At 56.3% G+C, this 20848-nt stretch carries 17 protein-coding genes and 2 pseudogenes; 17 read left to right on the top strand and 2 right to left on the bottom strand.

Features of this window, described 5'->3' with window-relative positions:
- From CO666_RS32140 to CO666_RS32115, 6 genes and pseudogenes are all read left to right on the top strand, one after another.
- A pseudogene (locus CO666_RS32140) lies at nucleotides 1-183 on the top strand (transposase); the annotation flags it as partial.
- Nucleotides 184-1039: 856 nt separating this feature from the next.
- On the top strand, nucleotides 1040-2551 hold the full coding sequence (locus tag CO666_RS32135) for a tyrosinase family protein (RefSeq protein ID WP_004668600.1): 1512 nt from the start codon (nucleotides 1040-1042) through the stop codon (nucleotides 2549-2551).
- 31 nt (nucleotides 2552-2582) lie between these two features.
- Complete coding sequence (locus CO666_RS32130; protein WP_004668602.1) at nucleotides 2583-3038, top strand: hypothetical protein; 456 nt, start codon at nucleotides 2583-2585, stop codon at nucleotides 3036-3038.
- A gap of 472 nt (nucleotides 3039-3510) precedes the next feature.
- Nucleotides 3511-5040, top strand: a complete 1530-nt coding sequence (locus CO666_RS32125) for a zinc-binding metallopeptidase family protein (RefSeq protein ID WP_004668604.1) — start codon at nucleotides 3511-3513, stop codon at nucleotides 5038-5040.
- A gap of 65 nt (nucleotides 5041-5105) precedes the next feature.
- Nucleotides 5106-5299, top strand: a pseudogene (locus CO666_RS32120) (IS21 family transposase); the annotation flags it as partial.
- 402 nt (nucleotides 5300-5701) lie between these two features.
- Complete coding sequence (locus CO666_RS32115) at nucleotides 5702-8092, top strand: DUF3141 domain-containing protein (protein ID WP_011053336.1); 2391 nt, start codon at nucleotides 5702-5704, stop codon at nucleotides 8090-8092.
- Between the two features lie 727 nt (nucleotides 8093-8819).
- Here CO666_RS32115 and CO666_RS32105 read toward each other — a convergent pair.
- Nucleotides 8820-9155: a helix-turn-helix domain-containing protein gene (locus CO666_RS32105; protein ID WP_026188835.1), complete on the bottom strand. Its 336-nt coding sequence runs from the start codon at nucleotides 9153-9155 to the stop codon at nucleotides 8820-8822.
- A 596-nt stretch (nucleotides 9156-9751) separates the two neighbouring features.
- On the opposite strand from CO666_RS32105, the gene CO666_RS32100 reads away from it, so the two are divergent.
- The 11 genes from CO666_RS32100 to CO666_RS32050 all read left to right on the top strand — a co-directional run bounded on the left by CO666_RS32100 (nucleotide 9752) and on the right by CO666_RS32050 (nucleotide 20311).
- Nucleotides 9752-10432: a GntR family transcriptional regulator gene (locus CO666_RS32100; protein ID WP_004668612.1), complete on the top strand. Its 681-nt coding sequence runs from the start codon at nucleotides 9752-9754 to the stop codon at nucleotides 10430-10432.
- Between the two features lie 314 nt (nucleotides 10433-10746).
- Nucleotides 10747-11631: an NAD(P)-dependent oxidoreductase gene (locus CO666_RS32095; RefSeq protein WP_004668614.1), complete on the top strand. Its 885-nt coding sequence runs from the start codon at nucleotides 10747-10749 to the stop codon at nucleotides 11629-11631.
- Between the two features lie 77 nt (nucleotides 11632-11708).
- Nucleotides 11709-12137 (top strand): carboxymuconolactone decarboxylase family protein, encoded by a 429-nt coding sequence (locus tag CO666_RS32090; RefSeq protein WP_170967874.1) that lies wholly within the window; start codon nucleotides 11709-11711, stop codon nucleotides 12135-12137.
- 77 nt (nucleotides 12138-12214) lie between these two features.
- Nucleotides 12215-12598, top strand: coding sequence for a hypothetical protein (locus tag CO666_RS32085; protein ID WP_004668622.1), 384 nt, complete (start codon nucleotides 12215-12217; stop codon nucleotides 12596-12598).
- Complete coding sequence (locus CO666_RS32080; protein ID WP_004668623.1) at nucleotides 12595-13491, top strand: alpha/beta fold hydrolase; 897 nt, start codon at nucleotides 12595-12597, stop codon at nucleotides 13489-13491. Before CO666_RS32085 ends, CO666_RS32080 begins: the two co-directional genes overlap by 4 nt.
- 25 nt (nucleotides 13492-13516) lie before the next feature.
- Nucleotides 13517-14683 carry an ABC transporter substrate-binding protein gene (locus tag CO666_RS32075; protein WP_004668626.1) on the top strand — a complete coding sequence of 389 codons (1167 nt, stop codon included), beginning with the start codon at nucleotides 13517-13519 and terminating at the stop codon, nucleotides 14681-14683.
- 91 nt (nucleotides 14684-14774) lie between these two features.
- A complete protein-coding gene (locus tag CO666_RS32070; protein ID WP_004668627.1) occupies nucleotides 14775-16328 on the top strand; it encodes a sugar ABC transporter ATP-binding protein in 1554 nt (517 codons plus the stop codon).
- Nucleotides 16325-17299 carry an ABC transporter permease gene (locus CO666_RS32065; RefSeq protein ID WP_008534336.1) on the top strand — a complete coding sequence of 325 codons (975 nt, stop codon included), beginning with the start codon at nucleotides 16325-16327 and terminating at the stop codon, nucleotides 17297-17299. Before CO666_RS32070 ends, CO666_RS32065 begins: the two co-directional genes overlap by 4 nt.
- Before the next feature lie 11 nt (nucleotides 17300-17310).
- Entirely contained in the window at nucleotides 17311-18330 is a 1020-nt protein-coding gene (locus CO666_RS32060; RefSeq protein ID WP_004668632.1) for an ABC transporter permease, read from the top strand.
- Nucleotides 18331-18353: 23 nt separating this feature from the next.
- On the top strand, nucleotides 18354-19841 hold the full coding sequence (locus CO666_RS32055; protein WP_008534338.1) for an NAD-dependent succinate-semialdehyde dehydrogenase: 1488 nt from the start codon (nucleotides 18354-18356) through the stop codon (nucleotides 19839-19841).
- Between the two features lie 284 nt (nucleotides 19842-20125).
- The gene (locus CO666_RS32050) at nucleotides 20126-20311 is read left to right on the top strand and encodes a hypothetical protein (RefSeq protein WP_004668636.1); all 186 of its coding nucleotides are present in this window, start codon (nucleotides 20126-20128) and stop codon (nucleotides 20309-20311) included.
- Nucleotides 20312-20376: 65 nt separating this feature from the next.
- On the opposite strand, the gene CO666_RS32045 is transcribed toward CO666_RS32050, so the two are convergent.
- Entirely contained in the window at nucleotides 20377-20589 is a 213-nt protein-coding gene (locus tag CO666_RS32045; protein WP_016737422.1) for a hypothetical protein, read from the bottom strand.
- Between the last annotated feature and the right edge of the window lie 259 nt (nucleotides 20590-20848).

The raw sequence follows: 20848 nt of genomic DNA, 5'->3' as shown, positions 1-20848 counted from the left end.
CTCAACGGCGAAATCAAGCGACGCACCGAGGTCGTCGGCATCTTTCCGAACGACGAAGCCATCGTCCGTCTCGTCGGTGCATTGCTGCTCGAACAGAATGATGAATGGGCCGTTCAACGCGCCAGGTATATGACGCTTGAGACCATGGCCCAAATGAGCGATGATCCCCAAATCGGCCTGCCCCGCTGTGATGTCGGGTCAGGAAACGAGCGGGACAGCAGGCTAATACACTGCCCGAATTGCCCCGTGTGGACGGCAAGCGTCAAGCCTTGATGCCAAATTCAAACGGATATGAGTGGGGCTTCGCAGCTGCGGCGAGGTCTCGATAGGGTCCGACAGTAAGCCCGAATGAGTGGGCACAATGGGACTGAAAGTGGGATCACTTGGTGAGCCCGTTGTTCCCGCGCGGAGATCCCGCCGCTATTCTCGCAAATGTCGGACAGCCGCCGCCCTTTGTCGCATTTGTCGAGATCACGACAATCGGTTTGTCCCGCTCTGCTCTACGCACCGTCAAGCCACGGAGTGGTGCCTGCTTCGCAGTTTTGAATTTGAGAGCGAGCGGGCTACGGCTCCGTCATTGCTGGGGGTCCGATAGCGAAAGCCTGTTCGAGATGCGTGCTTCTCTATCGTCGCACAGGGCGTTTTCAGCATCTTGGGCCCTCTCACCGGTCTGAACAACTGTTTCAGCTTGATCATTTGAGGTTTTCGCAACCGAACGTGCTTGCCGTGGCTGGTCGGCAAGCCGTCGCTCGAACGATCATGGAATGCGATACTAAGTTTTCCGGAATCTGGATTCCAACTGGAATGCAGGAAGACGATCGGTAGTAGCGTTTTTAGCTCGCATTTTACGCTGCATTTTCGAGTGGCACGTCGCTTGCTTCATTTCTCGTGCCGCCGATTCACCGAAACTCAGAAAGAGCCAACGCAAGCTCTATGGTGGTGCGAATTGCCCACTGCTCCCGCGCCCAGACGGCGCGGAACCGTCCTAAAAGCGGCATTAATCTTGGCGAAGGACAATTCAAATCCAAGGGAGAGTAAGATGAGCATCACACGCAGACATGTCATCGTTCAGGGTGGCGTCATTGCAGCAGGCCTGCTCGCCAGCGGCCTACCGGGGACAAAAGCCTTCGCGCAGATACCGTCAATCCCTTGGCGGCGCTCACTGCAGGGCTTGGCCTGGAACGACCCGATCATCGAGACCTATCGCGACGCAGTGCGCCTTCTCAACGCCCTTCCCGCCAGCGACAAATTCAACTGGGTCAACCTCTCGAAAATTCACGGCAGCGGTGACGTCGTCAAATACTGCCCGCATGGCAACTGGTATTTCCTGCCGTGGCACAGGGCCTATACGGCTATGTACGAGCGCATCGTTCGGCACGTGACCAAGAACAACGATTTCGCTATGCCGTTCTGGGACTGGACCGACAATCCGTACCTGCCCGAAGTGTTCACAATGCAAAAGACGCCCGACGGCAAGGACAATCCACTTTATGTTTCGTCGCGCACCTGGCCAATCACGCAGCCGATGCCGGACAATATAGTTGGGCCACAGGTTCTCAACACCATCCTAACGGCGAAGCCATACGAGGTCTTCGGCACCACCCGCCCCCAGGGACAGAACTCACTCGATCCTTCCTGGGTCACCACCAGCAGCGGCACGCAGGGGACGCTGGAATACACACCGCACAATCAGGTGCACAACAATATCGGTGGCTGGATGCCGGAAATGTCGTCGCCCCGCGATCCGATCTTCTTCATGCATCATTGCAACATCGACCGCATCTGGGCGACGTGGAATTTGCGCAACGCCAACAGCACGGATCGGCTCTGGGCCGACATGCCGTTCACCGACAATTTTTACGATGTCGACGGCAACTTCTGGTCCCCGAAGGTCTCTGACCTTTATGTTCCAGAGGAACTCGGATACAATTATGGTTTCCGGACCTACTTCAAGGTCGCGGCGGCGAGCGCCAAAACGCTGGCCCTGAACGATAAACTCACGTCCGTGATCGCGGCGACGGCGACCGATGCTGCAGTCGCCGGCGTGACGACCACCTCCACGGACAACAGCAAGGCGGCAACGGAAAACGTGCCGCTTTCGCTGCCGATCAAGATCCCGGCGGGCGCATTGCAGGAGATCGTCCGCCAACCGCCTCTGCCATCCGGCATGGATACAATGGATTTCGGCGCGGCACAGGAGCAGGCGGCCTCCGCTCCTCGTGTGCTGGCATTCCTGCGCGATGTCGAGATCACCAGTGCCAGCACGACCAGCGTTCGGGTGTTTCTCGGCAAGAACGACCTTAAGGCCGATACGCCCGTCACCGATCCCCATTACGTCGGTTCTTTCGCCGTTCTCGGTCATGACGGCGACCATCATCGCAAACCATCCTTCGTCCTCGATCTGACGGACGCGATCCAGCGGGTTTACGGCGGAAGGGGGCAGACGGATGGCGAGGCCATCGACCTGCAGCTCATTCCTGTCGGATCGGGAGCGGGCAAACCCGGCGCCGTAGAGCCCGCAAAGCTAGAAATAGCCATAGTGTCCGCCTAACATCCGGACTGGCTGGGTTGTGGAGACATCGATGCGCTATCATCGTTGGGTGCTTATCGCTATTCGTGCGGCGGCATTATCGATGCTGCGCATCGTCAGCCCGGTTCAAGCTAACGAGAGCGACATGCGGGCAACGACCAGTAAGCCCGCGACGATAACCATATCGAGCAGAGCAGTCCACTCATCGGCTGATACCAGTGCGCGGGTCGTCCTTACTGTCACTGGTTATGAACCGTCGACTTCAGGACCAGTGACGACGGTCGTTTCGCTTGACTGCGGCAGTAACGTTCGCGAAATTGGTAGGTTTGGTATTTTTCCGAACAAGGCGTTTTCGGTATTGGACGGGGCAAAGCCTCAACGATTTGGGTTTCCCTTGCCCGATGACCCGTCTTGCCGTCAGCCACAGACCGTCATTATCCGGCTGGAGCCTCAAACAGGCGGCGGTTCGGGCGCCAGCATCACTATCAGCGACGCAAGCATCGAATAGATTGGCAGTCGGGGCTGATTTGCCGCTAGCTCCAGAACCTTGGCGGCAATGAAAGTCCGCCGGATAAAATAGAGGGTTTTGATAGGTTGTTGTGACAAAGGTCCAACGCGCAGCGCCTATCGTGGTCAACAGTTTACAGTCTTGCCGCTGCATTCGGCGACTGATGGTCGTCTGCAAGCAGGCAAAGGTTTTTGGCCGACCCGAGACTAGGCTCAAGATAAAGTCGCTCTTAAAGGCATTGAACCAACGACGCGTTCCTAGATCAGTAAAGTGACTCTTCAACCACTTCAGATGCTTGCGCGGAGTCTGTCCGAAAGCTGCATTGACTTCGCACGCGGTCCAAAACCGATTCAGACTGCGCGTTCAATTCAAAACTGAAGATTAGACGTGTGCTTTTAATGGCACTGGATTTGCAAGGACACGGGCGGCGTGCGGCCATAGGTATCGTGATAGAGAGGCGCGGAGGTTAGTCTTGAAACGAAGAGATTTTTCGACTGTTGGGCTCACTGCTCTTCTCGCCGGGATCGTATTCCCGGCTTTTCCCAGCACCGGATTCAGTGAGCAGCGAAAGCCGTCCATCCCCGCACTCCCTGATCAGCGGAAACTTTGGAGTTGGATCAAAAGGCTCAACAGTTTCGGCCCCCGATTGACCGGCAGCCCGGCGCAAGCACGGGCAATCGATTATCTTGCTGGTGAGTTGAGAGGGATGGGCCTTGAGGTGAAGCGCGATCAACTCACGATGCGCCGGTGGATGCCACGAACCACCGCGTTCAAACTGTCAAATGGTGAAGTAATTGAGGTAGCGGCGCCGTTCCCGTATTCCGGGCTTACACCTCCCGGCGGTATCTCGGGTAAGATGGTTCTTTTCAACGGTCGGGTTCAGGCGTTTGAGAAAGCCCGCGGCAAAATTGCGGTGGTGACGGTAAAGCGTCGGGATCTGGCGGCATTCCTCGAACTGGTGACCAATCGACGCGGCAGCCTGCCGGAAGGCATAGACTTTCCCAAAGCCGTAACCACGCCGCTTATCACCGGTTTGCTTGGCGTACCGATCGACAAGGCGCGTGAAGCAGGGGTTTTAGCCGTCGTTTGCATTTTCGAAGGCGTCTCGGAAGTGCAGTTGAAGGGGCAGGTGCTGCCATTCACCACACCGTATTGGGGCTTACCTGCAATATGGGTGGCGCAATCTGAAGGAGAGCGGATCAAAGCCGCGATCAAGCACGGTTTGAGCGGTCGCCTGACCTTGGATGGCACGTTGGAAGACGTTGCGACCGATACGATTTATGCGGTTTTGCCGGGCTGCAACCTGCTTGAGACAATCATCATCAACACCCACACCGATGGACCTAATGCGTGCGAAGAGAACGGCGGTGCTGGGGTACTCGCTCTGGCGCATTATTTCTCCTCGCTACCGAAATCTGCCCGCAACCGAAGCCTCGTCTTCGTACTCGTCACGGGTCATTTCCAGCTTGCCCAGTTCGGCCGCCACGGGAATCAGGCGACGGCGACCTGGCTCGAAATGCATCCAGAATTGTGGGACGGCAAACCCGGCCATGCTAAAGCCGTTGCAGGAGCTACGATTGAGCATCTTGGATGTACCGAGTGGCGAGATGACTTTGCAAAAGGGCACCCCGCGCCCACCGGGAAGCCGGAACTCGATTTGATCTATACCAGTAATAAGTCGATGAGTGGCGTGTACATCGCTGCCGCACGCGGGCGCAAAAAGGTACGCGCGCTGATAGTCGCCCCAGCGGCGGCGCAGGTGATGTTGGGCGAAGGACAGCCATTATACGCATCAGGAATTCCGACGATATCAAGCTGTCCGATACCGGACTATCTTTGCCAGGTCTTGCCGGGCGGAGGCTTGGACCGGCTCGACCCTGATTACGCCTTTCAGCAAGTCGAAACCTTTGCCCGCACGGTCGACTTGCTCGACAGGATGCCGCGTGGTGAGATCGGAATCGTTCCGTTTAACCTGTCCACTGTTATCGGTGATCTGCTGTAAACCTGACCAACACTAACGCCAGCGAAAATGGCGGTGTCACGCGATCGGCACTTTAACTGGCGCCGAGGATCATCTGGCAGTTCACGATAGTGCCGGGTCATAGCCGTCCCATCTGGGCACGCTTCGTCATGCATGAGATGACCGGCCTGCGTTTCCACATCGCGGCCTTCGAGGCTCTCGGCGGCGCTCCGCGGGAGTGCTTTGCGACCGGATGAAGACTGCCGTCATCGGTGAGCGTCAGACAGAAGGCATCGTCTATAAACCATGCCACCACCAGCCTTAGCCCCAACCAAAGCCACGCGGACGGCCGCTGAAACATCCTAGTTGGTGGGATCCCACACCGCAGGCGAATCCATCACCTCCTGTCCTCCGATAGTCTCCAACGAGCTGGGAGAAACTGCTGATCCAGGCTGAATGAAGACTTTGTGTGGCATTCCCTGGCGACGAGCTTGCTGCCCCTCTCCCGGCGTAGCTGGCTGACCCAGTGCTTGGCATAGACATTGCAGGGGATGAATGCGGCGGTAACTCGTTGGGGTCGGAAGTCGTCAAACTGCTTTCCTAGGCGTCGGCATTGCCTACCGAGCACCTCGCCAGACGGAAGCACGATCGATCTGGCACGTATGTATGCGTACGGGATCATAACCATAGAGGAGTTGAAACGATGGCGGATATTCTTACATCTCTAAACCCGCTCCGGTGGATTGAAGCGCCATCCACGGAACTGGAGAGCCAAGTGACCCAAAGTCTATTCCCGATGTTCCAACGCTTGGCGGAAGCGGGCGCTGAAACCGCTAAAATTCTGCAGGTTGCCTTATTGCGCCGCGTGCAAGTCATGTGCGACAGCCACTCTACCCGCCAGGGAAAGCTCTTTACTGAGGCCGAACGTCTTGCCGAGAGTCTACGCGAGGTGCACGGCAATGGGAATTTGGGCTACGCTTGGGCGGAATACCTGCGCGACGCTAGTGAGCGCGCCATATTGTGCATGGATCTTCTCCGACAGCGCGGCGACATCTTCCTCGAACATGAAGCGGCAGGCTGTCCGCCGGTTTTCTTCTGCGACTACGAGACAGTTATGGATGGAAACGATCTGCCCTTGAAATCCAATTACGTGTTACTTCGAATGATCCCGCCCCAAGGTGTTAACGTCGATGACACGAAGCGCCCCTTCATAATCATTTGCCCGCGCGCCGGACATAGTCCCGGCGTCGGTGGCCACAAAGAAGACAGCCAGGTCGGCGTAGCGTTCCGGGAAGGTCACCCGGTTTATTTGGTGTCCTTCCGCCGAGAGCCAGAGGGGGGGCAGTATCTCTCTAATGTCACGTATGCGGAAGCGGCCTTTGTTCGTGAGGTCATGCGCCTGCATCCGCTTGCCCGCCTTCCAGTCGTAGTCGGCAACTGCCAAGCTGGCTGGGCTACCCTTCTGATGGTTGCGACAAATCTCGACTTAGCTGGCCCGATCATCCTCAACGGATCGCCGGTGACACCTACCTCGGGAAATATCGGTGAAAATACCCTCCGCTACATGGCGGGCCTCTTCGGGGGAGCTTGGATAACCATGTTTTTGTCAGATCTGGGCGGAGGCATCTTCGACGGCGCCCATCTCGTACAGAATTTCGAAACGCTCAATCCCGAGCGCCAGTTATTCATGAAGTATGTCGAACTGTTCCGAGATGTGGATGCGGCGAGCGAAGCCTTCCTTAAGGCTGAGAAGTGGTGGGGCGGCTTCTGCCTGATGCGGGGAGACGAGATCCGCTGGATAGTTGAGCACCTCTTTGTTGGTAATCGACTGGCGCACAACAAGGCGTATGGGGAGCCGGACCGGCGGCATTTCGACCTTAAGAAGATCAGGGCGCCTATTATCATATTTGCCAGTCATGGCGACAATGTAACGCCGCCGCAGCAGGCGCTGAATTGGATCCCCGAAATCTATGACAACGAGGAGGAAATCCGCCTTCTCGGCCAGCACATTATTTATATGGTACACAACGACGTCGGTCACCTCGGTACATTCGTTTCCTCGAGAGTAATCAACAAAGAATACAATGAGGTTGCAAGCACGCTCGAGGCAATTGAGGCGTTGTTGCCTGGCCTTTACGAGATGCGCATCACGGACATTCAAGAAGATGCTGGACACAAGAGCTATAGTGTTGAACTGATCGAGCGCACCTTCGAGAATATCCGTGAGTTTAACGATGGCCATGACGATGGAGGTCCCTTCGCTGCCGTCGCCCGCGTCTCTGAACTGCAAGCGCAGATCTATCACACAGTTGCCCGCCCCTTTGTGCAGGCCGCGGTCACAGACATCTCAGCAGACGCCAGCCGAATGTTCCATCCAAAGCGGCTGGAGCGATCGCTTCTGTCTTCTCAGAATCCGATCATGGTTGGCTATAAGTCAATTTCAGAGCAGGTACGGAACTCCCGGGCGAACGCAGCAGCGGAAAATCCTTTCCTGGCTGCGGAAGCGCTCTATTTCAAGGCTGTCGAACAGGCGATCGTGGTCATGCGCGACTGGCGCGACATGGGTTATGAGCTCGCGTTTCACATGATCTGGAACAACCCTTGGCAGCGATATTTTGACAATCCCCACGAAGCATACCGCAAAGGGACGACACTTGACGATATGAGATGGCAGCCGGACATCGCCAATGCGCTCAGGAGGATCGCGATCGGCGGACTCGCCGATGCCATCATCCGTATGGTCGTACTCCTGGTGAGCGATCGTGGCGGGATCCGACGCGACCGCCTGGCGCGCTGGTCACGGGTGCTGACCGAGGACGAGCCCTTCCGCTCACTAAGCGCTGATCATTTGGCCGAAATCACTCGCGTGCAGACGGCTATCGTCACCTTTGAGCCGGAGCAAGCAATGGAGACGCTGCCGCTGTTGCTAACGGAACCGAGGCAACGGCAACTCGCTTATGCAGCCGCTTGCTATATCCCGGGCTCCAGGGCGGAGATGTCATCGAGTACTGTTGCCATGCTACAGCGCTTCGCGGACGTGCTTGGCCAGCCATCGATCGTCGATGTGATTGAGGATCCGCTGGCAGTGACATAGTTTGTTCGTAGAGTAGCGTCTCGATCTCACCGAATCACATAATTATTGGTTTTCGCTCGTTGGTCACGGAGGCGCTTGAAACAATTCCATCGCAAATTCAGCCAGGACCGCAGATCGGAAAATTGCCATTGGACATCCGTCCTTTACAACGCAACGATGCCGTAATCCGGTTCAGTGATCGGGCCGGCAGAGGGCGGATTGAAACTGTGGAGGAAGGCTCTCGTCATAGGGCTGGCGCTCGCTGCAAATCATCGTGATCGAACGCACTGGCCATACGGTTGATCTCGGCTGACCGCGCACCGACCGCCTTGGCGGTCTCGCGCCACCTTGCGGTCTCGCGCCACCTTGCGGTGTCGCGACTTCCTTAATGATCGCGCGAGCCTCGGCGAGCGTTAGGGCGTAGAGCCCTGCAGCTTCTTCCAGCAGGTCAAGGGAGCAGGTGCCTTCATCAAGATCAATGTTTGTCGTCAGCGCGCGCGCCTTGACATCCGTAGGCACTGGATTGAGGTCATAGGCAGGGGACAACGACCAGCTGGCTTTATTGAGCCACAGAAAGCCGTGATTTTTCTCCCCAGCTCAGAGCTAGAGCGGGCTGCAGCGAGAAGCGGCCGGGGTCCTCGAGCCAGGCACGATCATACTCAAACACGATTGTTTCGGCACCACGGGCGCGATTGCTCCGGGCCAGATGGGACGTGTGCGGCCGTGAAGGTCGAGATGAACTTCGAAATCAGCCATCGCGTGACGATCCCGGTGATCGCCTTGGGTGAGCGTGCTTGGGCAACTCTGCATTGGCCAGAGACTGGCCGACGCTGTCGTTACGGATGTCGGCGACTTGGCTCAGCCCATCTAGCAGGCCGAGTGCCTGGAGGACGCCTGCATAGATGCCGATGCTGACATTGGTGTCGCCGGCCTCGATCTTTTGAAGCGTTGAGCGTGAGGTGAAGGCACGTTCGGCTACTACCGCCATAGGCAGGCGGCGACGTCGACGTGCGTCGTGGATGTCTGCGCCCAGTTTGCGCAGCGCGCGCCGCACAGCGGCCGGAGCGTTGTGAGGTGTCGGAATTTGTCACCTTCGCACTACAGATTGCACTAGATATGTAGCACGAAGGTTACAATTTTTCAAGAGAGATGGTCAGAGAGAAAAGTGGTTAGAATGGGAATCGCGGGAGCGATAGCGCAAGTACGAGCCAGGCTGGCAGGCGAAGAAAGATGGCGGATCTTGAGGTGCTCAAGATCGATGCCGCCTCCGGACTGGAAGCGCGATCGGAACCACTATCGTCTGCTGATGCGGCTTTTGCCGATTGCCAAGCTGCACCCGGCCCTTAGTCGAACGGGTGCTCCTGGAAGATGCGGTGGTGTCGGTGACCGTGGACACCTCGTCGATCAGGGTCGCAACCGTGGCTGGTTTTGAGAAATCGGCGGGCGGACATTGTCGGCCATCAGGACACCAATTGAACTAGGCCATTTGGACTAGAATTTCCACTTATGGCGCGCCAACCGATCGGTTCCTCATGGATCGGGAAGCCGACCTCTACACAGCGGGCTCAATCCTCTAGAATAGTTGCTAATGACCGCTCATCAGACAATCTGATTGAAAGTTCCCCGCGAAGCAGCCATATATTTAGCTCAAATTCATTAGTGCTACGTAGGACATTGATCATGGTAGATGTGGAGCTGCAGGTCGCTCGGCAAAATGCCTCTCTTCGAGTGCAAGTCGAAGAAAGGCTCAGACAGGCTATTGCGACGGGCAAGTTCAAGCCGGGGCAAAGGCTCGTCGAGCGCGAGCTTTGCGAAATGATCGGCGTGGGTCGCACGTCCGTCCGTGAAGCGCTTCGGCAGCTTGAGGCAGAGGGATTGATCACAAGCTTCCCCCACAAGGGTCCAGTTGTCAGTATCATAACCTATGAGGAGGCCGCTCAGCTCTACACCGTCCGCGCGCTGCTCGAGGGGTTTGCTGGTCAGCAGTTCGCCGAAAATGGAACGGCGGAAGATATTGCCACTTTGCAAGATGCCGTTAGAGAATTCGAAGCGTCGGCGGAAAGCGGCGTGGGACACAGGCTCATCGCTGCCAAAAACGCCTTCTATGACTGCTTGATGGATGGCAGCAAAAACGTCTTCGTCAGGCAAATGCTAACATCGCTGCACAACCGGATCAATCTTCTGCGCATGACTTCGATGACACAACCGGGGCGCCTCAAACATAGCATTGCAGAAATCAAAGAGATTGCCGAAGCGATCCAAAATCGCAACGGACCCAGGGCTGCGGCCGCTTGTAAGCACCACATTGATATGGCTGCGAAAGTCGCACTCGAGTACCTGCGCAACAACACCTCAGGCTGATGCCATAAGATTTTCCGAAAATTGACAGATTGTCTGATGCTGGAGGTGGCCGGGTGTAATTAAATCCTTCAGGGCACGGTGCTTTTGACAACGCAACAACCTCTCTGGTGTCCATCGGACGATAAGATGGGTGCTGCTTGCACGGTCATTTTAAGTGAGGTGATTGAAGAAGCGACGGCAAAATTGGCGTCGTAGCGAGGGAGGGCCGGCCCAAGCATGAATTTTCCGATTGACAGATTGTCTGATAGGTCGTTAACTACTCCTCACTAACGGAGGTAGCTGATTGTGCTTGCCTCACATTCGGGAGCGGGACGTTGTCACCACGAAAAAATCTGCGCGTCGCCTTTATTGGTCTCGGCGCAATGGGCGGGCCGATGGCACAACATCTGTTGTCGGCTCAATTCGAAGTCACTGGCTTTGATCTATCGGCCGAGGCTAGGGAAAGGTTCGCGGCCGTCGGCGGCGTTCCGGCAGAGACGGTAGCGGAAGCATTCAATGGGGCCGATGTTGCGGTTACCATGCTTCCCAACGGCAAGGTTGTTCAAGACGCGCTCTTCAAGGATGGGGCCTGGCAATCCCTGAGTGCTGACGCGCTTGTCATCGACATGAGCTCATCGGCGCCCAATGATACTCGTGAGCTCGCAGAACGCTTGCATCAGAAGGGCTTGCGGCTGGTCGATGCTCCCGTGTCAGGCGGAGTGAAGCGAGCCGTCGAAGGCTCTCTTACTATCATGGCAGGCGGTGCTTCTGACGATATCGATCAAGCTGATCCCATCCTGTGCGCCATGGGCGGCCAGATTTTTAGGACAGGCCCGATCGGCTCAGGGCACGCCATGAAAGCCATCAACAATTTCGTATCGGGAGCCGGGGTTCTGGCAGCTATCGAAGGCGTTCTTCTTGGCCGAACGTTTGGTCTCGATCCTAGAACGATCGTCGATATTCTCAACTCGTCGTCTGGCAAGAACAACGCAACAGAAGTGAAGATGAAGCAGTTCATCCTCTCGGAGACTTTTGGCTCTGGTTTTGCTTTGGGGCTTATGGCGAAAGACATTAGGATTGCAGCGGACTTGTCGAAGGCGCTCAATCTCCAGCTGCCGACATTGGCCGGTACCGCTGATGCCTGGGATGCTGCTCGGCATGCTTTAGGCCCCGATGTCGACCATACGAAAATTGCGCAGTTCGTGAAAGATCAGGCCTGACCGCGAAAAACTACGCCAAACTGACAGTTGAAAATTGTCTGATAATCTGTCAAATATGATGAAGGGAGCGAAACCCAATGGCCACTTTGGACAGGAAAGATAAGGGGCCTAAGGCCGGCGAGCGAACAGCTCCATCGGAGCAGTTCAAGCGCGGACTTGCTACTCGTCGGCAGGTGATGGGGGACGCTTACGTTGATGCGGCCCTCGGAAAGGCGACCGACTTCACCTGGCCGATGCAGGAACTCGTCACCGAGTATTGTTGGGACAATATCTGGAACCGACCTGGCCTCGACCGTCGCGCTCGATCGATCCTCAACCTTGGAATGATAGCGGTTTTAAACCGACCGCACGAGCTCAGAGGCCACATCCGCGGCGCCATCAACAACGGTGTTACGAAACAGGAGATCCAGGAGATCTTCCTTCAGGTGGCTATCTACGTTGGTGTGCCAGCAGGCATCGACAGTTTCAGGCATGCCCAGGAAGTATTCACCGAAATGGGCATTTGAGAATGTGCTGTCCCGTGAGGGGGCATGTACAACATGCGCGGAGTTCTCAGCGCTTATCAACAAGGGAGGAGCCTAAAATGGCGATAGATCTCAAGAAATTCATAGAATTCGTGCGGGAGGATTTCGAGTTCAAGCGCGAAACTCGTTATCTTAACGGTATATTAAAATGCGATTTCCCTACCCGCAGTGTAGCGCTTCATTTCGAGGACGGTACGTTGCTAAAGGTGGAAGAGGCCGAATACGACGACGACAAGTGCACTATCGTCATACGCGGGACCGGTTCACAGTGGGAGGCGCTGCTTCAGCACAAACCCTTGCCGTTTTATCAGTGCTTGCAGTCATCAAACATCAAGCATGGCCTCTACCTTAGCAGTAACAACGAAACCTTCGCGTATCTGCCTGCTCTCAACCGCATGACCACCCTGATGCGCAATGCCCGTTCTGAAGGAGCAGCAGCATGACCAAGTTTGACCCCATTATCGGCCGTTATCTCTATCTCACCGTAGAAGGTATCGAGTACCGCGTCTATTACGAAGAAGCGGGCCAGGGGATTCCGCTTCTCGTCGGTCATACGGCAGGGTCCGACGGTCGCCAATACCGTCATATGCTTTGCGATTCCGACGTGACGAAAAATTTTCGCGTCATCGCGTTCGATCTGCCGTATCACGGCAAGTCCCTTCCCCCCTACGGCGTTCGCTGGTGGGAGAAGGAATACAACATGACCAAGAAGTTCATGATGGACTTCCAGCTCGAACTCTCAAAAGCGCTCGACCTAGACCGCCCCGTTTATTTGGGCAGCTCCATGGGCGGCCATCTCGCGATCGACCTGGCATCGAACTATCCGGACAACTTCCGCGCCACGATCTCGGTCGAAGGTGCGTTGCGCTCGGCGGCGGAGTACGTCGACGTCGGTATGGCTGGCATCCGCAGGGAGTTCGACAATCCAAACGTCAATCGCACCTCCATCGGTGCGGCGATGATGCTGAATATCTCACCGTACTCGCCAGAAGCGAATGTCCGTGAAATCCAGTGGGAATACAGCTGCGGTGGACCGGGAATCTTCGCGGGTGATCTTTATTACTACTACTACGACCACGATGTGTCGCCAGAAGAAGCCAGCAAAATCGATACGTCGAAATGTATGCTATACTTCCTCACGGGCGAATACGATCCAAACACGTCCCCGGCCGATACCAAGATTGCTGCAGACCTGGTCAAAGGCTCCAAGTTTTGGACAATGGAAAAGCTCGGACATTTTCCCGTTACTGAGGACTATAGCGAGTTCCGGAAGTATCTGTTGCCGATTCTTGAGGAGATCCAACAGTCATCAGCAGCCCGGTCTAAGGTTGCCTGATCCTTTTCTCGGGAGGAGAACTTCAATGAGGTGCATTCTGAATGTCACACTTGGGGCGCTGATCTCGGTTAGCGCCCTGGCGACAACCGCTTACGCGGATGGTGTCGATCAGCTACCGGCTACAGAAAAGAAGATCTATGAAACTGTAGATCCGCAGATTCCATTGGGGGCGAGCGCCTACAAAGACTTCAAGCCCAAAAAGGGTCCTCCGTGGAAGATCGGCTATGCAAGCAGCTACGCTGGCAACACCTGGCGAGCCGCAGCTCTCGATGCGGTCATGAGCGATCTTTTACCGCGATCAAAGGCTGCGGGCCTGGTGTCTGATGTCGTGGTCACCCAGTCGGATCTTAAAGACGCCGTTCAGATCCAGCAGATGCGTCAAATGGTGGACGAAGGCGTCGATGCAATCATCATCTGCTGCTCGAACGTCACGGCTCTTAATCAGACGATCGAATATGCCTACAAAGCCGGTGTGCCGGTGTTCTCATTTTCGGGCTACGTGACGTCGCCATACGCCATCAATGGCGCGGCCAATCACGCGCAGGGCGGTGCCGAGATGGCGACGTGGCTGGCGGAAAAAATAGGAAAGAAGGGCAATATCCTTCTCGTTTCTGGTATTCCCGGTTTCGCTTCTTCGGACAGCTTTGACAAAGCGGCTAAGGAAGCACTTGCTAAGTACCCCGACATAAAGATCGTCGGTGAAGTTGCAGGGAAGTGGACCGACCAGGTGGCCCAGGTCGAAGTTCAGAAGTTTCTTGCGACGAACCCGACGAAGATTGATGGGATCCTCACGCAGGGGGCCCAAGAGAACGGCGTTCTCAACGCAATGCTGCAGTCAGGTCGAGACATGATCCCGATTACTCTCGGGGGGGAAGCTTCCGCCGCGTGCTACTGGCGCAAGAACCCCGAGTTTGTGGACAGGAGTTTCCATATTTGGCCGCCGCGTCGCGAGATGCAACAGATGTGGGAGATCATGCTCCGCACATTGGAGGGACAAGGCCCTAAGGTTCAGTCCTTCCTTCGACCCGTCTTGCCTTACACCATCGATGAAGTCCGCGCGGCAATACCAGAAGATTGCGACTTGAACTCGACAGACTTCGTGGAGCCCAAGGCGGACGGGTGGTTTCCTGCTGCGATTGCTGCAGACTACTTCGAACGCCCGGCTAATCCCTGGAAGCCTGTGTCGAAGTGAAACTGTTCTGCCCGGTGGGTCTTGCCACCGGACAGAAGTTTCTCTTGTGGGAGGACCGCCTCGCGCGGCCGTTGGGATTAGAGGATCTCCGATGCAAAACCAAACTACGATCAAGTTGATCAATGTTGCCAAGTCTTTCGGCGAGACTAAGGCCTTAAAGAAGTGTGATTTTGAAGCCCGGGCCGGAGAAGTGCACGCCATCGTCGGAGAGAATGGAAGTGGCAAAAGCACGATGGCGAAGATCATGTCTGGAGTGTTGCACCCAGATTCCGGGAGCGTTTCGGTCCTTGGAGAAGAGATTTCGACTCCGACTGACGCCAAGCGCATCGGGCTGACAACGATCTTCCAGGAAGTGCTGGTGGCCGACGAGGCCAGTGTATTGGAAAACCTGTATGTCGGGCGCGACGGCATCTTCCGCTCGCAGGGCGGCAGTGGTCGGCGTACCGAGGCTGAGGAGATCCTGAAACGCCTCGTCGGCAAGCCCGTGGATCTCGATCAGAACGTTGGGGCATTGCCTCTGAGCGTCAAGCAATGGATAGTTATTGCGCGAGCGGTCTTGCGCAGGCCGAAGGTCCTCATCCTCGATGAATCGTCTGCGGCATTAGACCTCGATTCCACGATCCGCCTCCACGAGGAAATTGATCGTCTCCGTAGGGAAGGTGCGACCGTGCTGATCGTAACGCATCGGATCGCTGAACTTGTCCGCATCGCCGATCGAGCCACGATCCTTCGCGACGGCGTCACCATTGGTACGCTCGAGAAGCATGAAATAACTGAAGAGAACCTGCTTTCAATGATGACGCCCGCGGACCGAAACGCAAGCGACGCGAAGGCGTACGAATCAAAGCAAGTAGGCGCCGCCGCGCCGGCCGTGGTAGCGGTAAGAGACCTCGTTACTCACAGCGCGGCAGCGCCCTTCGATTTCGATCTACCGAAAGGAGCGATCATCGGTGTTGCAGGACTCGACGGGCAGGGGCAGGACGCTTTCGTACGCGCCGTTGCGGGTATCATCCAGCCTTTTGGTGGTAATGTCCAAGTCTGGTCATCCAGCACCGAGAGAATGAAAAAGGTCGCATCGCTCGAAGACGCTACCAAAGCAGGAATCTCGTATATTTCCGGCGACCGCAAGCGTGAAGGTATCTTCCCTCAGCAGAGCATCTTCGAAAATCTTGCCATCGGCGTCTATCGAAAGAACCTCGGTCCTCTTGGTATAATCAATAAGGCCGGCCTCAAACCCATGTTCAAACGCGAGGTGGATCGGCTCCGGATTAAGATTGGAAGTCCGGCGAACAAGATCACCTCACTGTCGGGCGGAAATCAGCAAAAAGTTTTGATCGGCCGTGCCTTTGCAAACGAACCGTCCGTCATCGTCCTTAACGATCCCGCTCGCGGTGTCGACCTCGGAACGAAGCGCGATCTCTACCGCGAACTGCGCCTGTTCACGGAGAAGGGTGGCAGCGTGATTTATCTATCAAGCGAAATCGAAGAGTTCATCGGCTTTGCGGACCGCGTCGACGTCTTCTTTGCTGGAAGGCTTTTCCGGTCGCTAGCAGGCGAGGACATAGCGGAAGAGCCAATCTTGGCCGCAATGTTTGGAAAATCGCCAAACGCCTCCATCGAGTTCGATCTGGAAAGGACTGCATGATGTCTGGAATCGCATTCCGTCAAATCACCCAGGACCGTTCCCTCTTCGTGCCGGCCGGCCTATTCATTGTCCTTTTGGTCGCCGTTGCCCTACGCGGACACGGGCTATTCACGAACAACGGCCTCGCAGGTGCAATCCTTGTCGCCACGCCCTTGATTCTAACGGCGCTTGCCCTCACCCCCATTGTCATGGCGGGTCGTGGAGCAGTGGACCTTTCAGTTGGCCCCTTGATGGGGTTCATCAACGTTACCCTTATTACCTGGCTTGTGGGTAACGGAATTACCAACCCTATCGCAGTGATAGTATGGGCAGTCGGCCTGGGAGCGGCATTCCAGCTACTCCAGGCGCTGGTTATCATTTATGTGCGTGTCGCTCCGATAATCGTTACGCTGTCGGGTTTTCTTGTCCTCTCCGGGTTGAACCTGATGGTGATGTCCCGACCGGGTGGAGTCGCGCCCGACTGGATGCTTAGCTGGGGGGCGGGGACCGACATCATGTCACCTGTTTTGCTGTTGCTGGTTGCAGCGTATGCATTATGGCTCCTTCTCAGGGGGACTATGTTTTACCGCAACCTTCGCATGACGGGTGCGGATGAGCGCATGGCGTATACGAGCGGCGTTCGAGTGGACGCAGTCCGCATCATCGCCCACGTTGTTGGTGGAGCATTCGCTGGACTTGCCGCCCTCAGCTACACGGCGCTGATCTCCTCTGGTGATCCGACGCAGGGCAGCACCTACACCCTTCAGGCTGTTACGGCCCTGGTTCTCGGAGGTGCGAGCCTCTCCGGTGGTCGTGGTGGAGCACTTGGATCTACGCTTGGCGCGATCAACATGTTCCTCATCTCCTATCTCCTCTCCACCTTCAACTTCGGCACGGTTTCGGGGTTCGTTACCCAGATGGCATTCGGCTTAATCCTCGTCGGATCACTTCTCGTGAACGTCTTTGTCATCAGTCGCCGCGCGGTTGTGTAAGGAGCAAGATAATGGTCGCGACAGTTATGAATTCCGAAATCAAATCGGCTCAGAAGTCTAACCCGCTCAAGGCTCATCGGAGCATCGTCATTGGCTTTGTTCTTCTGGCCTCTCTCTTAGCACTCGGTGCATTGCTGGTCCCCGGCTTCGTATCATCCCAAAACGCGCGTTCAATCCTTCTTCTCGCAGCGTTTCTGGGGCTTGCCTCCATTGGCCAGACCCTGTGCGCTCTGGTCGGTGCGCTCGATCTTTCGATACCATATATTATTGGAGGCGCGAACATCCTCCTTCCCAGCCTTATGGTCGCAGGTATTCCCGCTCCCCTCGCGATGCTGGTTGTCATGCTCCTCGGTGCGCTTGTCGGGGCCGCCAATGGCGCCCTGAGCTTCCGTCTCCAAGGGCAAGCGCTGATCATGTCGCTCGGAGTTGGCTTCGCGGCCGTCGGTGCGGTCCAGATCTACACCTCACTCGGCTCGGCGTTTGGTGGTACAGTGTTTGCTCCGGTACCCGAATGGCTGAGGAACATTTCGGCGTTCAACGGAAAGTTTTTCGGCCTGTCGCTGCCTCCGGTCATCGTGATCTGGGCTATCGTCGCCATCGCGCTTGGATGGTTCATGTACAACACCTGGTTTGGCCGCAGCATTTACGCCGTCGGCGGAAGCCGGACGGCGGCCGCCCGCCTCGGAATCTCCGAATTCAAGGTCTGGACCGTCATCCATAGCGTCAGCGGTGCCATGTCTGCAATCACGGGCATGCTGCTACTAGGGTTTTCCGGTGGTGGCTTCGTCGGCGTGGGCGACCCTTATCTTTTCACCACCGTAGCAGCGGTGGTGATTGGAGGGACGTCGCTTCTTGGTGGGGCGGGCGGCTATGGCGCGACAGTGCTCGGTGTTCTTGTCCTGACTGTACTGACCTCGCTTCTAGTTGGCCTCGGACTGAACTTTCCGGCGCAGCAGGCTGTCGTCGGTCTGCTCATCGTTCCGATGGTCGCGATATACGCACGGTCACCACACATTCGAAATCAGATATGATCAATGCATAGAAAGGAAGATCCATGGCAATCTCCAGCACCCTGCTAGGCCGTTTAAAGGACCAGACTCTCGTTCGCGAGCAGATGCTGGTTGGAGGAAAGTGGTCGAGCGAAGGGGTAAACGGCACACGCATCAACGTGCTAAACCCCTCCACGATGGACGTCCTTGCCTCTTTGCCTAGCGCTGGCCTTGCTGAAGTGCGAGCCTCTATCGATGCTGCAAAGGCTGCACAGAAGAAGTGGGCTAAGGTTTCGGCGAAGGAACGCTCGCTGATCATGCGGAAGTTCTACGAAGAGGTGGTAGCTAACGCTGAAGACCTGGCCGTAATTCTGACATCGGAAATGGGCAAGCCACTGGCGGAAGCGCGTGGCGAGATTGCTTACGGCGCTTCCTACATCGAATGGTTCGGTGAGGAAGCCAAGCGTGTCTATGGTGACACCATTCCAGGTCACCAGGCCGACAAGCGACTGCTTGTCATCAAGCAGCCGGTTGGCGTTGTGGCCGCCATCGCTCCTTGGAACTTTCCGTCGGCGATGGTGTGCCGCAAGATCGCGCCGGCGCTCGCGTCCGGCTGCGCGATCGTATTCAAGCCTGCTGCCGAGACTCCGTTATCGGCGCTTGCATTGGCGATCCTCGCGGAGCGTGCCGGAATACCCGATGGCTTGTTCAGCGTCCTCCCGACGGATAATGCAAGAATGTTTGGCGAGGAGGTCTGCTCCAACCCGGTCGTCAAGAAACTGACCTTCACCGGTTCGACCGAAGTTGGCCGTATCTTGATGGCGCAAGGCGCCCAGAAGATCATGAAGCTGAGCCTGGAACTCGGCGGCAATGCGCCGTTTATCGTTTTCGACGATGCAGATCTCGACCAGGCGGTCGAGGGGGCTATGCTTTCTAAGTTTCGTAACGCGGGTCAAACCTGCGTGTGCGCGAACCGTATTTACGTACAGAGCGGGATCCATGACAGGTTCGTCGAGAAGCTGGCAATGCGCGTGAGTGCCTTGCAGGTTCTTGACGGGTTTGAGAGCGGGGCGACGATCGGCCCGTTGATCAACGATGAAGCGGTAGCAAAGCTCTATGGTCATATCGATGACGCTGTGACCAAGGGTGCGACTGTCGTGGTTGGTGGTGACCGCGATGCTCGCGGAGGCACGTTCGTCCAACCAACGCTTCTCTCGGGTGCCACAAAGGATATGAAGGTTGCGCGTGAGGAAACCTTCGCGCCTCTGGCTCCGGTGTTCAAGTTCGATACTGTCGAGGAAGTCATCGAACTCGCGAACGATACGGAATTCGGCTTGGCAGCCTACTTTTTCGCCAACGACCTCAGGAACGTTTGGAAGGTCACAGAGGCGCTGGAATACGGCATGGTTGGCGTGAACACGGGTCTGATTTCCACCGAATTAGCGCCATTCGGCGGCGTCAAGCAATCCGGCTTCGGCCGAGAGGGCTCAAAGTACGGAATGGATGACTTCTTATCCATGAAATACGTCTGCATGGGCGGGATCGGCGCATAGCGATCGCCCAAGGGTCGCTCGCCGACTGAACTTAAAGGGGGAGAGGTCTGTTGAATAGAGGCAGGACAGCAACATCCTCTCCGCCGGTTGCGAGGTCTCAAAAGGCTGGACTTTTCTAGAGGTTTCGCGGGAGCTGTCCTACGGATCTTCCCTTCCGACCCCTTCTGGGGCCGGCCTTGCAGACGAGATTTCTGCCTGTCTTTTCGATTGTCGATCCTTCCGCCAATGCCCTACAAGGTAAGTCTTTCCCAGATAGCTTGTAGCCTTCGAAGAGGTAACACGACATGAACGAGCTGTTGCACCGTGGCGTTGTCGTTTCAACGTATCGGAGTCCTGAGCAGGAGCATGATCACCACCCGATCGATGCACGCGTTCGTCCTGAAATCGATCAGGCCGACGATGCTGCACGTGCCAGCGTGGAGGGTCAAGCGAAAGCCATTCGCGTCAACCAGCGACGCGTCAAGGTGTAGTTGTCGGCGGCCGCACCCTCAGTGTCGGTTTGACGTAGCCGCCGATCTTCGCCGGCGCCAGGCCTTTATGGTAGATCCGGATGCGTCCGGGTCATCCAGACGTCAAACGCGTAATGCAGGAAGAGATTCGATAGGATCGGGCTGACCACGCCCCCTTGCGGGGTACCACGCATCCGCTCAATGACTTCTCCGTTCTTTTCCATAGGCGCGGTCAACCATCTTTCGATGTAGAGCAGAGCCCAGTTGCATTTAACGTCTTTTCTGACCGTCTTCAGCAAGAGATCATGCGGAAGATTGTCGAACAGCTTTGATGTCGGATTCCGGATCAATCATCTGCTTGACCACCATCTGCGCGATCCGATCACTGACCGCCGATTCCAGATCTTGGTAAGCCCACGGTGAAGGCCGTCTTGCGATAGAGGGCTTCTGACTGCCAGTCCTAGTGGTAACACTAGGAGTGGTCATATGACGAAGCATCCAATTGAGGTGATCACGTCTGTAGAGCGCCGTCGGCGCTGGTCACGCGAAGATAAAGAG

The organism is Rhizobium chutanense (assembly GCF_002531935.1).
In the GTDB taxonomy this organism is placed as follows: domain Bacteria; phylum Pseudomonadota; class Alphaproteobacteria; order Rhizobiales; family Rhizobiaceae; genus Rhizobium; species Rhizobium chutanense.
The sequence above is the reverse complement of the archived record's forward strand: the minus strand, read 5'-3'. Positions and strand labels throughout refer to the sequence as shown.

Excerpts from the sequence above, each read along its gene's own strand:
- CO666_RS32135 (WP_004668600.1), top strand. The coding sequence starts at position 1,040 with ATGAGCATCACACGCAGACATGTCATCGTTCAGGGTGGCGTCATTGCA.
- CO666_RS32130 (WP_004668602.1), top strand. The coding sequence starts at position 2,583 with ATGCGCTATCATCGTTGGGTGCTTATCGCTATTCGTGCGGCGGCATTA.
- CO666_RS32115 (WP_011053336.1), top strand. The coding sequence starts at position 5,702 with ATGGCGGATATTCTTACATCTCTAAACCCGCTCCGGTGGATTGAAGCG.
- CO666_RS32100 (WP_004668612.1), top strand. The coding sequence starts at position 9,752 with ATGGTAGATGTGGAGCTGCAGGTCGCTCGGCAAAATGCCTCTCTTCGA.
- CO666_RS32090 (WP_170967874.1), top strand. The coding sequence starts at position 11,709 with ATGGCCACTTTGGACAGGAAAGATAAGGGGCCTAAGGCCGGCGAGCGA.
- CO666_RS32085 (WP_004668622.1), top strand. The coding sequence starts at position 12,215 with ATGGCGATAGATCTCAAGAAATTCATAGAATTCGTGCGGGAGGATTTC.
- CO666_RS32080 (WP_004668623.1), top strand. The coding sequence starts at position 12,595 with ATGACCAAGTTTGACCCCATTATCGGCCGTTATCTCTATCTCACCGTA.
- CO666_RS32075 (WP_004668626.1), top strand. The coding sequence starts at position 13,517 with ATGAGGTGCATTCTGAATGTCACACTTGGGGCGCTGATCTCGGTTAGC.
- CO666_RS32070 (WP_004668627.1), top strand. The coding sequence starts at position 14,775 with ATGCAAAACCAAACTACGATCAAGTTGATCAATGTTGCCAAGTCTTTC.
- CO666_RS32065 (WP_008534336.1), top strand. The coding sequence starts at position 16,325 with ATGATGTCTGGAATCGCATTCCGTCAAATCACCCAGGACCGTTCCCTC.
- CO666_RS32060 (WP_004668632.1), top strand. The coding sequence starts at position 17,311 with ATGGTCGCGACAGTTATGAATTCCGAAATCAAATCGGCTCAGAAGTCT.
- CO666_RS32055 (WP_008534338.1), top strand. The coding sequence starts at position 18,354 with ATGGCAATCTCCAGCACCCTGCTAGGCCGTTTAAAGGACCAGACTCTC.
- CO666_RS32050 (WP_004668636.1), top strand. The coding sequence starts at position 20,126 with ATGAACGAGCTGTTGCACCGTGGCGTTGTCGTTTCAACGTATCGGAGT.